At 72.5% G+C, this 12,425-nt stretch carries 15 protein-coding genes; 3 read left to right on the forward strand and 12 right to left on the reverse strand.

Going from position 1 to position 12,425, the window contains the following annotated elements; translation table 11 throughout:
* Positions 1-309 (reverse strand): co-chaperone GroES, encoded by a 309-nt coding sequence (gene groES / locus ACF059_RS27500; protein WP_360891066.1) that lies wholly within the window; start codon positions 307-309, stop codon positions 1-3.
* A 331-nt stretch (positions 310-640) separates the two neighbouring features.
* On the opposite strand from groES, the gene ACF059_RS27505 reads away from it, so the two are divergent.
* Positions 641-2,056 (forward strand): FtsW/RodA/SpoVE family cell cycle protein, encoded by a 1,416-nt coding sequence (locus tag ACF059_RS27505; RefSeq protein WP_392062080.1) that lies wholly within the window; start codon positions 641-643, stop codon positions 2,054-2,056.
* Between the two features lie 16 nt (positions 2,057-2,072).
* Here ACF059_RS27505 and ACF059_RS27510 read toward each other — a convergent pair whose 3' ends face one another.
* Together ACF059_RS27510 and ACF059_RS27515 are read right to left on the reverse strand one after the other, a co-directional pair.
* Positions 2,073-2,984, reverse strand: a complete 912-nt coding sequence (locus ACF059_RS27510; RefSeq protein ID WP_392062083.1) for a polysaccharide deacetylase family protein — start codon at positions 2,982-2,984, stop codon at positions 2,073-2,075.
* Positions 2,981-3,934: a polysaccharide deacetylase family protein gene (locus tag ACF059_RS27515; RefSeq protein ID WP_392062086.1), complete on the reverse strand. Its 954-nt coding sequence runs from the start codon at positions 3,932-3,934 to the stop codon at positions 2,981-2,983. The genes ACF059_RS27510 and ACF059_RS27515 overlap by 4 nt, the downstream gene beginning before the upstream one ends.
* A gap of 72 nt (positions 3,935-4,006) precedes the next feature.
* Here ACF059_RS27515 and ACF059_RS27520 point away from each other — a divergent pair, with 72 nt between their 5' ends.
* Complete coding sequence (locus ACF059_RS27520; protein ID WP_392062089.1) at positions 4,007-5,227, forward strand: methyltransferase domain-containing protein; 1,221 nt, start codon at positions 4,007-4,009, stop codon at positions 5,225-5,227.
* Positions 5,228-5,246: 19 nt separating this feature from the next.
* Here ACF059_RS27520 and ACF059_RS27525 read toward each other — a convergent pair whose 3' ends face one another.
* Genes ACF059_RS27525 through tsaB form a run of 5 tightly spaced genes read right to left on the reverse strand, consistent with a single transcriptional unit; the run spans position 5,247 to position 8,486 of the window.
* Entirely contained in the window at positions 5,247-5,864 is a 618-nt protein-coding gene (locus tag ACF059_RS27525; protein ID WP_392062091.1) for a hypothetical protein, read from the reverse strand.
* A 28-nt stretch (positions 5,865-5,892) separates the two neighbouring features.
* Positions 5,893-6,165, reverse strand: coding sequence for a hypothetical protein (locus tag ACF059_RS27530; RefSeq protein ID WP_392062094.1), 273 nt, complete (start codon positions 6,163-6,165; stop codon positions 5,893-5,895).
* Positions 6,162-7,322 carry a tRNA (adenosine(37)-N6)-threonylcarbamoyltransferase complex transferase subunit TsaD gene (gene tsaD / locus ACF059_RS27535; RefSeq protein WP_392062097.1) on the reverse strand — a complete coding sequence of 387 codons (1,161 nt, stop codon included), beginning with the start codon at positions 7,320-7,322 and terminating at the stop codon, positions 6,162-6,164. The genes ACF059_RS27530 and tsaD overlap by 4 nt, the downstream gene beginning before the upstream one ends.
* The gene (gene rimI / locus ACF059_RS27540) at positions 7,315-7,794 is read right to left on the reverse strand and encodes a ribosomal protein S18-alanine N-acetyltransferase (RefSeq protein WP_361944957.1); all 480 of its coding nucleotides are present in this window, start codon (positions 7,792-7,794) and stop codon (positions 7,315-7,317) included. The genes tsaD and rimI overlap by 8 nt, the downstream gene beginning before the upstream one ends.
* Before the next feature lie 29 nt (positions 7,795-7,823).
* Entirely contained in the window at positions 7,824-8,486 is a 663-nt protein-coding gene (gene tsaB / locus ACF059_RS27545) for a tRNA (adenosine(37)-N6)-threonylcarbamoyltransferase complex dimerization subunit type 1 TsaB (RefSeq protein ID WP_392062100.1), read from the reverse strand.
* 108 nt (positions 8,487-8,594) lie between these two features.
* On the opposite strand from tsaB, the gene ACF059_RS27550 reads away from it, so the two are divergent.
* The gene (locus tag ACF059_RS27550; RefSeq protein ID WP_366865857.1) at positions 8,595-9,152 is read left to right on the forward strand and encodes a hypothetical protein; all 558 of its coding nucleotides are present in this window, start codon (positions 8,595-8,597) and stop codon (positions 9,150-9,152) included.
* Between the two features lie 69 nt (positions 9,153-9,221).
* On the opposite strand, the gene ACF059_RS27555 is transcribed toward ACF059_RS27550, so the two are convergent.
* The 4 genes from ACF059_RS27555 to alr form a co-directional block, all read right to left on the reverse strand.
* Positions 9,222-9,419 (reverse strand): hypothetical protein, encoded by a 198-nt coding sequence (locus tag ACF059_RS27555; RefSeq protein WP_366865858.1) that lies wholly within the window; start codon positions 9,417-9,419, stop codon positions 9,222-9,224.
* Between the two features lie 116 nt (positions 9,420-9,535).
* Positions 9,536-10,120, reverse strand: a complete 585-nt coding sequence (gene tsaE, locus ACF059_RS27560) for a tRNA (adenosine(37)-N6)-threonylcarbamoyltransferase complex ATPase subunit type 1 TsaE (RefSeq protein ID WP_392062104.1) — start codon at positions 10,118-10,120, stop codon at positions 9,536-9,538.
* The gene (locus ACF059_RS27565) at positions 10,068-11,339 is read right to left on the reverse strand and encodes an alpha/beta fold hydrolase (RefSeq protein WP_392062107.1); all 1,272 of its coding nucleotides are present in this window, start codon (positions 11,337-11,339) and stop codon (positions 10,068-10,070) included. The genes tsaE and ACF059_RS27565 overlap by 53 nt, the downstream gene beginning before the upstream one ends.
* Positions 11,284-12,420, reverse strand: coding sequence for an alanine racemase (gene alr / locus ACF059_RS27570; protein ID WP_392062110.1), 1,137 nt, complete (start codon positions 12,418-12,420; stop codon positions 11,284-11,286). Before alr ends, ACF059_RS27565 begins: the two co-directional genes overlap by 56 nt.
* Positions 12,421-12,425: the final 5 nt, after the last annotated feature.

Consider the following 12,425-nt stretch of genomic DNA (forward strand, 5'->3'; position numbering starts at 1 on the left):
TTACTTCTCGACGATCGCGAGCACGTCGCGGGCCGAGAGGACGAGGTACTCCTCGCCGCTGTACTTCACTTCGGTGCCGCCGTACTTGCTGTAGAGCACGATGTCGCCGACGTTGACGTCCAGCGGGAGACGCTGGCCGTCCTCGAAGCGGCCCGGGCCCACCGCAAGGACGACGCCCTCCTGGGGCTTCTCCTTCGCGGTGTCCGGGATGACCAGGCCAGAGGCCGTGGTCTGCTCGGCGTCGAGCGGCTGGACCACAATGCGGTCCTCGAGCGGCTTGATGGCAACCTTGGAGCTGGTGGTCGTCACGATCCGACCTCCCCCTTCGGAGATCCGGGGTTAACTGTCTGAGGTGGCGACCAGGTCGATCCGTCGTCGCGGGTGCCGGATCTGCCTGTCGCTGTGTTGGCACTCACCAGTGGCGAGTGCCAGATGCGACACTATTCCGGCGATTAGCACTCGGTCAAGCGGAGTGCCAATTCTCGCCGTCGGCGTTGCGCGGATCGCGCCGGTGAGCCGCCGAAAATGGCGTACGTGCGTTCGAATTCACCCCCGGAAGGAACCATGGGGAGGGTGTCGGCGTCGTAGATAATATGAAGATAAAGCGGCTGATAGCCGAGCAGATCGGACCCGGTGTCCCGTGCGCGGCCTGAAACCGCTGACGCCGGCGGGCGCCCGACGCCGCACCGAGGCGCTCCTGCTGGCCTTCGTCATCGTCATCGCCGTCCTCGGCCACGCCGGCGCCGGCCTCGCCATGAACGACGAGCTCCCGCCGAACCTCGCCGGCTTCGCCGTCAGCATGACCCTGCTGTCGCTGGTCGGGCACTTGGGCGTGCGCCGCTTCGCCGCCCACGCGGATCCGCTGGTCTTCCCGCTCGCCATGCTGCTGTCCGGGCTCGGGCTGGTGCTCCTGCACCGCCTGGACCAGGGCTACATCGAGCGCTACAACTCGGAGGCGAACGCCCCCGGACAGCTGGTGTGGACGGTGGTCGGGGTCGCCGCCTGCCTCCTGGTCCTGGCGCTGCTGCGCGACCACCGGCTGCTGCAACGGTTCATCTACATCACGATGGCCGTCGCGCTGGTGCTGCTGATCGCACCGGCCTTCTTCGGCGCGGACACCTACGGCGCCAAACGCTGGATCAAACTCTTCGGCTTCTCACTCCAGCCCGGCGAGTTCGTGAAGATCATGATCGCGGTCTTCTTCGCCGGATACCTGGTCGTCCACCGGGACTCCCTCGCCCTGACCGGCCGCAGGTTCATGGGCGTGCGCCTGCCCCCGATGCGCCAGCTCGGCCCGATCGTCACCGTGTGGGTCGTCTCGATGCTCGTGCTGGTCTTCGAACGCGACCTCGGCACGTCACTGATCTTCTTCGGCGTGTTCGTGGTGATGCTGTACGTGGCCACCGAACGCACCGGCTGGATCGTGTGCGGCGTGCTCATGGCCGCGGTGGGCGCCTTCGTGGTCGGCTCGACGGAGCCGCACGTCAAGGCGCGCGTGGCGGCGTGGCTGAACCCGCTCTCGTACTACTGGGAGGTGCGGCCGCCGGGGGTCACCTCGGACCAGTCGGCGCAGGCGCTGTTCAGCTTCGGCACGGGCGGCGTCTCGGGCACCGGCCTGGGCCTGGGCCACCCCGAGTTGATCGCGTTCGCCGGGCGCAGCGACTTCATCCTGACCACGGTGGGCGAGGAGCTCGGCCTGGCCGGGGTCATGGCCGTCCTGATCCTCTACGCGCTCCTGGTGCAGCGGGGGCTGCGCATGGCGCTCGGCGCGCGCGACCCCTTCGGCAAACTGCTGGCGGTGGGCCTGGCCTCGGCGCTGGCCCTCCAGGTCTTCGTGGTCGCGGGCGGCGTCACCGGCCTGATCCCCCTGACGGGCAAGGCCCTGCCCTTCCTGGCGAAGGGCGGCTCCTCGCTCCTGGCGAACTGGATCATGATCGCCCTGCTCCTGCGCATCAGCGACAGCGCGGAGCGCCAACGCGAGGCGGACATCCGCGAGGCGGCCGGGGGGCTTCAGGCCGGTGGGCTTCCGGTCGCGGAAGCCGCGCCCTACAGGTAGTCCTCACCCGTAGCCCTCACAGGTAGTCCTCCAGGCGCCCTATCCGGTAGCCCTGTTCCTGGATGCGCTGGAGCATGCGGGTCGTCATCTGGGTTTCCGTCGAGCCCTTGAGCTCGGAGGGGCCGCGGAAGTGGGCCAGGATGATGTCGCCCGGCGTGAGGGTGGAGCCCGCGGCGTACTGGAAGTCGTTGATCTGCATCGAGACCCGCCACAGGACCAGGGACGAGACCCCGCACTCCGAGGCTGCCCGGAGGGTGTCGTCGTTGTAGTTGCCGAACGGCGGGCGGAAGAGCGGCGGGCGCTGGCCGAAGCGCTTCTCCAGGCGGTCCTGCTGGCCGCATATCTCCTTCTTCTGCCCCTCGTAGGACAGGGTCCGCAGGTTCGGGTGCGTCAGCGTGTGGTTGTTCACGGTGCTCGCCGAGCCGTTGTCGCGGAGCTTCTCGAAGTGCCCGTAGTCCGACGAGGCCACACTGTCCGTCAGGAACATGCTGATCGGCAGCTTCAGGTCGGCCGCCATCTTCAGGAACTCGGGGTCCTTCTCCGCGCCGTCGTCGAAGGTCAGGAAGACGACCTTGTCCTGGGGCGGCACGGGTATTCGGTCTATCACGGGCACCTTGCCCGGGGCCGCCTTCGGTATCTGCGGCTTCTGGGCGGGCTTGGGCGCGTACGCGAGGGGGGCCGTCAGGCCCCACTTCCTGTACGCCTCGTCGGAGGCGGAGCCGGCCCCCGGCGACGCCGCGGACGCCGACGGCGTGGCGGCGCCCTTCGGCTCCTTCGAGTCCTTCGGGTCCTTGGCCCCCGACGGTTCCTGGGACGCCTTGCGGCCCAGTCGCTCGATGGGCTCCACGCTGTCCCCGCACCCCGTCAGGGACAGCGCGAGCACGCCGGCCGCCAGCGTTCCGGCTACCAACCGGCGCGCGCACTTCACAGATAGTCCTCCAGGCGAGCCACGGCATACCCCTTGTCCGTGACGGTCTTCATGACATGACGGATCATGTCAGGCATCGTGCCCTTCCAGTCCTCCTTGCCGCGGAAGTGCGTGAGGATGATGTCACCGGGGTGCAGATCGCGGTCCCACTCCCGGTAGTCCATCCGGTTCGTGAACGCCTCGGCGTTCCACAGCGGAACCGCCTTGATGCCGCAGGACTTGGCTGCGCGCAGCGTGTCCTGGTTGTAGTTGCCGTACGGCGGCCGGAAGAGGGTCGGCCGCTTGCCGAACTGCTTCTGGATGGTGTCCTGCTGGCCGCAGATCTCCTGGCGCTGCTTCTCGTACGACAGGCCCGGCATGTAGCGGTGGTTGAGCGTGTGGTTGTTCAGCGTGACGCCCGCGGCCTGCATGTCCTTGAAGTACGGGTAGTTGTCCTTGACGAGGTAGTCGCTGAGGAAGGCCGTGTACGGGATCTTCAGTTCCCGCATCATCCTCAGGAACTCGGGATCCTTCTCGGACCCGTCGTCGATCGTCAGGAAGACGACCTTGTCCTCCGTGGGGATGGTGGTGAAGACCGGCGGGTACTCCTCCTGGTCCTCCACCTCGAAGCCGTCGCGGGTGGTGATCTCGGGCTTGTGCTTCGGCGCCGCCGGGGCGCTGAGCGGGACCTTGGCCAGGCCCCACTTCTTCGCCGCGGCGATGCGCGCCTGCTGGGCCGCCTTGGCCTTCTCGGCGGCGCTGAGCGCGCCGGCCGCGCCGGCCGCCTCCGCGCCCTGGCCGGCCTTCGCCTTCTGCGCCTTGTCGGGCGTCGCGGACCCACCGGAGCCGCACGCCGTCCCCAGGGCCGCGACCAACAGGGCGGCCAGGGCCACCCCGAACCGGCCGCGCGGACCCGCCGCGTACCGGTGACCTTGTTGCGCGTTATCTTGCTTTTGTCCTACTAGCTGCATAGCTGCGCATCCTGGCACCCGACACACCGGCACCCAGGAAGACACCGCGAGGGGGCCCCGACCTTCCTTCGAGTGGCCCACAGCGCCCGTCGCCCCGTCGCCGACAATGGACCCGTGACCCCCGAAGACTTCGCCGCCCTCCTCACCTCCGAGGGCCGCGCCCTCCTGGACTCGCTGCGCGACTACGACCCCGCGCAGGAGCTGGCCGTGGCCACCCGGCTGCGCCGCGAGCACCCCGCCGGGCTGGTCTCGGCCGCGCTCGGCCAGGCCCGGCTGCGGCAGCGCGCGGTGGCGAAGTTCGGCCCGCAGGACGCCTTCCGGATGTACTTCACCCCCGGCGGCGGTGAGATGGCCACCCGCGCCTCCGTGGCCTCGTACCGCGCCCGGCGGCTCGCGGACCTCGGCGTGCGCAGCGTCGCCGACCTGTGCTGCGGCATCGGCGGAGACGCCCTCGCGCTGGCACGGCTGGGCATCCGGGTGCTCGCGGTGGACCACGACCCGCTGACCGTCGCCGTCGCACGGGCCAACGCCGAGGCCCTGGGCCTGGCGGACCTGATCGAGGTCAGGGAGGCGGACGTGACGCAGGTGGACACCTCCGACTACGACGCCGTCTTCATCGACCCGGCCCGGCGCGGGGGCCGCGGGAGGATCTTCGATCCGGAGTCGTACTCCCCGCCGCTGTCCTGGGCCGTGGAGAGCGCCCGTACGGCGAAGCACGCCGCCATCAAGATCGCCCCCGGGATCCCGCACGAGGCCGTGCCGGACGGGGCCGAGGCCGAGTGGATCTCCGACCACGGGGACGTCAAGGAGGCCGTGCTCTGGTTCGGGACCGCGCCCGGGACCGTGCGCGCCACCCTCCTGCCCGGGCCGCGCGCCCTGCGCACCACCGCTCCGCTGCCCGACCCGCAGGCCGGTCCCGTGGGCCGCTGGCTCTACGAGCCCGACGGCGCCGTGATCCGGGCGCACCTGGTCGCGGAGGTGGCCGAGCAGCTGGACGGCCGGCTGATCGACCCGACGATCGCCTACATCACCGCGGACGAGCTGCGGGAGACGCCGTACGCGACCGCGTACGAGATCACCGACGTGCTGCCCTTCGGCCTGAAGAAGCTGAAGGCGCTGCTGCGCGAGCGCGGGGTGGGCGTCCTGACGGTGAAGAAGCGCGGCTCCGCGATCGAGCCGGAGGAGCTGCGCAGGAAGGTCAAACCGCAGGGGCCGCACTCCGCGACCGTCTTCCTGACCCGGGTGGCGGGCGCCCCCTCGATGCTGATCGGACGGCCCGCCGGCGGCGAGTGACCTGCGGTGCGGCCCCGGGCTACTGCGCGCGCGGGAAGGCGCGTACGGCCCAGCGGAAGTGCACCGCCGCCTTGGCGACGCCCAGCAGGCCGGTGATCCACAAGATCATGCCCAGGCCCATGACGGACCCGACCTCGCCGTACGTGTCGTAGCCCGGGCGGGCCGTCGAGGCGGTCCAGTAGCTCAGCCCCAGTCCCGCCGCGGCCAGGGGCAGGGAGGCCAGCAGCCAGGTCAGGCTCCGCCACGGCGCGCGCAGCCGGGCGTCGGCGGCCGCGTCCCGGTACACCCCGGCCCAGGCGCGCAGCAGCCCGCGCACCTGGCGGTCCCTGCGGGCGAGCGAGGCGAACCAGATCCCGGCCGGGGCGAGCACGCCGGCGCCGAGCGTGGCGCAGGCGTACGCGAGGGCGAGGGAGAGCCCGTCGTGCGTCTCGAAGGCCATCCAGGCCATGCCGACGAAGCCCCAGCCCAGCGCGAAGAGCGCCGAGACGGCCCAGAGGAGCAGCAACCCCCCGATGCCCAGGCTGCGTCGGTCGAGCTCGCGCAGGAAGCGCGCGCGGTCGGCCCGTACGGTGTCTTCGTCCAGCTGGGCGAGCACGTGCGCGGGAGGCGGCGGAGGCGGCAGGTCACGGCGGAGCATGCACATGACCATATCCGCGCGCGTCCGGTCAGCCCCCGTCGACCTCCACCGACTCGAACCGCCAGCGGTGCACCGCCCGCGTGATCAGGTCCGGCTCCGGTTCGGGCAGTTCGGGGAGGTCCGCGGCCACCCCTTCGGCCGCCTCCCACCAGGTGATGACCAGCACCCGGTCCTGCGGGGCCCGGAACACCTCGCGGCGCACCGGTTCGCGCGCGAGGACCTGGGCCCGGGCCCACTCCAGCAGCTCGTTGCCCCGGCCGGAGACCGCCCGGGCCTCCCACATCAGCGCGACCGTGCTCACGAGTACAGGTTGTCCTTGCTCAGCTCGTGCACGTGATCGTGGTCGTGGTTGTGGCCGTGCCCGTGCGCGTGCCCGTGGGCGTGCTCCTGGTCGGGGTCGTGCCCGGCTGCCTGGGCGCCCGGCACGTGCGGGTCCGTGACCGGCAGCGAGGAGTCCGCCGACAGGTCCCAGTCGGAGGCCGCGCGGTTGCGCTTGACCATCTCGGCACCCAGCGCCGCCACCATCGCGCCGTTGTCGGTGCACAGCCCCGGCCGCGGCACCCGCAGGATGATCCCGGCGTCGTCGCACCGCTCCTGCGCCAGCGAGCGCAGCCGGGAGTTGGCCGCCACGCCGCCGCCGATCATCAGGTGGTCCACGCCCTCGTCCTTGCAGGCGCGGATGGCCTTGCGCGTCAGCACGTCCACGACGGCCTCCTGGAAGGACGCGGCCACGTCGCGCACCGGCACCTCCTCGCCCGCGCTCCGCTTCGCCTCGATCCAGCGGGCGACGGCCGTCTTGAGCCCGGAGAAGGAGAAGTCGTACGCCGGATCGCGCGGCCCGGTCAGCCCGCGCGGGAAGGCGATCGCCTTCGGGTCACCCTCGCGCGCGAGCCGGTCGATGACCGGACCGCCGGGGAAGCCCAGCTGCAGCACGCGCGCGATCTTGTCGAAGGCCTCGCCCGCCGCGTCGTCGATGGTCGCGCCGAGCGGCCGTACGTCGGAGGTGATGTCCGGTGCCAGCAGCAGCGAGGAGTGCCCGCCGGACACCAGCAGCGCCATCGTCGGCTCCGGCAGCGGCCCGTGCTCCAGCTGGTCCACGCAGATGTGCGAGGCCAGGTGGTTCACCCCGTACAGCGGCTTGCCCAGGGCGTAGGCGTACGCCTTGGCCGCCGAGACGCCCACCAGCAGCGCCCCCGCGAGGCCCGGGCCGGCCGTGACCGCGATGCCGTCGAGGTCACGGGCGCTGACCCCGGCCTGCTTCAGGGCGCGCTCGATGGTCGGGACCATCGCCTCCAGGTGGGCGCGCGAGGCCACCTCGGGCACGACGCCGCCGAAGCGCGCGTGCTCGTCGACGCTCGACGCGACCGCGTCCGCGAGCAGGGTGGTGCCGCGGACGACGCCGACGCCGGTCTCGTCGCAGGACGTCTCGATGCCGAGGACGAGCGGTTCGTCAGCCATTGCTCTCACTGCTCTCAGTTCGTGCTTGTGCGGGGTCGGTCAGTCGCATGACGAGCGCGTCGACGTTGCCGGGCTGGTAGTAGCCGCGCCGGAAGCCGATGGGCTCGAAGCCGAAGCGCTCGTACAGCTTCTGGGCGCGGGTGTTGTCCACCCGCACCTCCAGCAGCACCTCGGCGCATTCGAAGGCGGTGGCGGCGCGCAGCAGGTCGGTCAGGAGCCGGGCGCCGAGCCCGGTCCCCCACTGGTCGCGGGCGGCCGCGATGGTCTGTACGTCGGCCAGGTCGCCGGCGGCCGCCAGCCCGGCGTAGCCCACCAGGCGGCCGTCCGCGTCCTGCGCGACGACGTACCTGCGCGTGGCCCGCGGGCCGCGGGCGTGGGCCAGTTCGGACCAGAACATCCCGGCGGACCAGGCGTCCTCGGGGAACAGCTCGTGCTCCAGTTCCAGCACGGGCCCGATGTCCCACCAGCGCATCTCGCGCAGGACGACGGCAGGGGTGGCTGTCACTGCGGGGTGACCACCTTGTAGTTCTTGGGCACCTGCGCGTCGGGGCGGCGCAGGTAGAGCGGGACCGGCGCGAGGAACTCCTCCCCGGCCGCCAGCCGTTCGGCGGCCAGGGCGGCCAGGGCGGCGGCGGACTGGTGCTCGGGGCCCCGCGCGTCCGTGAAGACGTCCGGGTACAGGAGCGCGCCCTGGCCGACCGCGGGCATCCCGGCGACCTGTTCGGCGATGTCGGCCGGGCGGTCCACGGCGGGCTCGCCGACGCGCGTGCGCGGGTCCTCGTAGCGCGCCCAGTAGACCTCCTTGCGCCGTGCGTCGGTGGCGACGGTGAAGGGGCCCTCGATCCCGGCGGCGCCCGCGGCGTAGGCCAGGCCGTCGAGCGTGCACAGGCCGTGCACGGGCACGCCCAGGACGGCGGCGAAGGTGGAGGCGGTGACGAGGCCGACGCGCAGACCGGTGTAGGGGCCGGGGCCGACCCCGACGACGATGCCGGTGACGGCGTCGAGCTTCAGCCCGGCGGCGGCGAGCACCTTGTCCACGGAGGGCAGCAGCAGCTCCCCGTGGCGGCGGGCGTCGACCTGGCCGGACTCGGCGAGGACGGACTCGCCGTCGTGCAGGGCGACGGTGACGGCGGGCGTGGCGGTATCTACAGCGAGCAAGAGCACGCGAACAGCCTACGACTCCTGGGGACCGGGGCCTCGCGGCCGGTCGAACGGCGGCCCGGCTGCTACCTTTCGACCCAGGTGTCGGTCCGGTCGGAGAGGTGGAGCAAGGTGGCACGCAGCAGCTCGGGAATCGTGGCCGGGCTCACCGCCGCGGCAATCGCCGCCGTCGGCTTCCTCGGCTACCAGGCCTCCGCTACGGCCCCCGCGCATCCCCCGAAGGCGCCCGCGCAGGGCGCGGCCCCCGCCCCGAGCCCTTCCGCCGCCAAGCAGGAGCCGACGAAGCCGGTCCCCGTGCCGGCGGACTCCGGCACCGGGGTGCGCGTCGTGTACTCGGTGGGCCAGAAGCGGGTGTGGCTGGTGGGCGCCGAGGGGCAGGAGCCGAAGTCCTTCACGGTGATGCCGAGCACGGTCCACCCGAAGCCCGGCACCTACATGGTCGGTTCGCGCTCGGGCTCGGTCACCGGCTCGGACGGGGTGCCGATCGAGCACGTCGTACGGTTCGCCAGCGCGGAGGGCGTGGCGATCGGCTTCAGCGCCCGGGCGGACGGCACGACGCCGGAGCCCGACCCGAGCAAGAAGACCGGCGGCATCCGCATGACGCGCGCCGACGGCGACGCGATGTGGGCCTTCGCGACGATCAGTTCGCGGGTCATCGTCGTCCCCTGACGGACCCGGCGGGCACCCGGGGCGCCGGACACCGGACGCCCCGGCGGTTTCACCCGTACGTGTGGTGGCTCAGGCCGCTTCGGACGCCGAGGCGGCCTCTTCGCGTACGCCGTCCCCCGCTCCGGCCCCGTCCCCGCCCGCGTCCCCCGCCTCCGCGCGCGCCGGCGGCGTGGAGACGGCGGTGGCGGCCAGGCCGGCGGCGAGCAGCGTCCGCATGGAGACGGCGGACGGGCGGGGATCGCGCGGGGCTCCTGCTGGTGCCGACATGGCTGCCTCCTGGACCGGGGGACACCGTACTTAGGCATACCTAAGAAACTCTCGGTACCATGTCATCACGAGCGCTACCAGCAGCGCAATATGTTGCCGACGAGTTGTCGGTACGTTTACTCCGAGCGGGCCCCGGCCAGCGCGTCCAGCCCGGCGCCGGCGCCGGCGCCCCAGCGCGCCCCGATGCCGTGCACCGACACCTCCCGGACGTCGTCCAGGACCTCCTCGTGGCCGACCGCACGCGCGATCACCACGTGCAGGCGGTCGTCGGAGAGCTCCTCCACCTTGCCGTCGCCCCATTCGACGACGACCACGGACTCGGGCAGCGAGACGTCGAGGTCCAGGTCCTCCATCTCGTCCAGCCCGCCGCCCAGGCGGTACGCGTCCACGTGCACCAGCGCCGGCCCGCCGGTCAGCGAGGGGTGCACGCGGGCGATCACGAAGGTCGGCGAGGTCACGGCCCCGCGCACGCCCAGGCCCTCGCCCAGGCCGCGGGTGAGCGTGGTCTTGCCCGCACCCAGCTCACCGGTCAGCAGGACGAGGTCGCCGGGCCGCAGCAGGCCGGCGATCCGGCGGCCCAACTCCTGCATCGCGTCCGGGGAATCGACGGTGATCCGGGTCTGCGCGCCCTCGGGCCGCGCCCCTGCCTCAGGTGCCGGTGCTGCCTGGCTGCGCTGTGCTTCCAGCGGTACTTCTTCCATGCCCGCCAACGTTAGTCGGTGCGGGGAGCGCGACGGCGCCGGTGTGCGCCAGCAGCCCGGTGAGCAGGCGCGTCACCGTCTCCGGTCGCTCCAGCATCATCAGGTGCCCGGTGGACTCCAGGACCACCAGCTCGGCGCCCGGCAGCGCCTCCTTGATGGCCGCGCTGTGCCCGGGCGGGGTGATCATGTCCTTGTCCCCCGCGATGACGGTCACCGGGAGGTCCGCGAACAGCCGCAGGGCGGCGGTCTTGTCGTGCGTCTGGAACACCGGGAAGAACTCGGCGACCACGTCGATCGGCGTGGCCTCGATGAGCCGCTCCGCGAAGCGCGTGACGCCCGGATCGACGTCCCGGGAGCCGAACGAGTACATCTTGATCATGCCGGCGAACAGGTCCGCGGTGGCCCGGCGGCCCTTCTCCACCAGCTCCACCTGGGACCCCAGCGCCTTGAGCACACCCGGCAGGAGCTTGCGCACGGCGCCCACGCTCAGGGCGGGCAGCCCGTACGTCACCTCGCCGAGGCGGCCGCTGGAGGTGCCGATCAGCGCCACGCCGAGCACGCGCTCGCGGACCAGCTCGGGGAACTGCTCGGCGAATCCCATGATGGTCATTCCGCCCATCGAGTGACCCACCAGTACCAGGGGGCCCTCGGGCGCGGCGGCGTCGATGACGGCCTTGAGGTCCCGGCCGAGCTGCTCGATGGTCACCGGCTCGCCGTCCGCCTGGGCGAGGCCGCGGGCGCTGCGGCCGTGGCTGCGCTGGTCCCAGTAGACCGCCCGGACCTGTCCGCGCAGCGCGGCGCGCTGGAAGTGCCAGGCGTCCTGGGACAGGCAGTAGCCGTGGCAGAAGACGACGGTGACCGGGGGCTCGGAGGCCTTGCGCCGCAGCCGCGGACGGGGCCGCTGCTGCTCCTCGGGGAGCTCGTCGACCTCGTAGTGGAGCTCGGTGGCGTCCTCGGCGCGGCAGGCTCCCGCCGTCCCGCGCAGGGACCCGTAGTCCCCGGCGGCGTCGAGTGCGAGGCGCGCCCTCATGCGCATGCCGCGCCCGACGGTGATCCGCTCGACCGCGACGCCGGCCGCCGCGCCCGCGGCGATCACGCCGATGGCGGCGCCCGCCCAGCCGGCCCTGCGCCAGTTCTCGCTCACGCCGCCGCCCTCACTCCGCTCAGCCGCCCAGGTACACCCGGGGCACGCGTACACCGATACGGGTGACGATCTCATACGCGATCGTGCCCGCCGCCCGTGCCCAGTCCTCGGCGGTGGGTTCGCCGCGCTCGGCGTCCCCGAAGATGACGGCTTCGTCGCCGACGCGGGCGTGGTCCGTGCCCAAGTCGACCACGAACTGGTCCATGGCGACGCGCCCGGCGACGTGGCGGAGCTTGCCGCCGACGAGCACCGGGCCGGCGCCGGACGCGTGCCGCGGGATGCCGTCGGCGTAACCGGCCGGGATCAGCGCGAGGGTCGTCTCGGCGTCGGTGACGTAGTGGTGCCCGTAGCTGACCCCGTGCCCGGCCGGGACGGTCTTGACCAGGGCCAGGGAGGCCTTGAGCGTCATGGCGGGGCGCAGGCCGAGCTGGGCGGGGGTGCCGAGCTCGGGCGCGGGCGACACCCCGTAGACCGCCAGGCCGCAGCGCACCAGGTCGAAGTGGGACTCGGGGAGCGTGAGGGTGGCGGGCGAGTTCGCGATGTGCCGGACCTCGGGCTCCACGCCCTCCTTCTCGGCGTGGGCGAGCATGTCGCGGAAGGCGTCCAGCTGGAGCTGGATGGAGGGGTGGCCGGGCTCGTCGGCGCAGGCGAAGTGCGACCAGACGCCGGTGACCCGGACGGTCCCCTCGGCCTGCGCGGCGACGGCCGCCCCGACCAGTTCCTCCCAGTCGGCGGGCTGGCAGCCGTTGCGGCCGAGGCCGGTGTCGGCCTTGAGCTGGATGCGGGCGGTCCGCCCGGCGGCGCGTGCGGCCTGCCGCACCTCGTCCAGGGCCCACATCCCGCTGACGGACACGTCGACGTCGGCCTCCACGGCCTCCCGCCAGGGCCCGCCGGGGGTCCAGAGCCAGCACATGATCCGCCCCCCGACCCCGGCGGCGCGCAGCGCGAGCGCCTCTTCGGGCGTGGCGGTCCCGAGCCAGGTGGCACCGGCCTCCTGGGCGGCCTTGGCGCACGCCAAAGCGCCGTGCCCGTAGGCGTTCGACTTGACCACGGCCATCAACTGGGCCCGCGGCGCCCGCTCGCGCAACGCGCGCACGTTCTCCCGCACGGCGTCAAGGTCGATCTCGGCGTACACGCGCGTCGGTGTCTCGTTCATCGCCC

The sequence above is a fragment of the Streptomyces sp. NPDC016562 genome (assembly GCF_043076955.1).
Classification (GTDB): Bacteria; Actinomycetota; Actinomycetes; order Streptomycetales; family Streptomycetaceae; genus Streptomyces.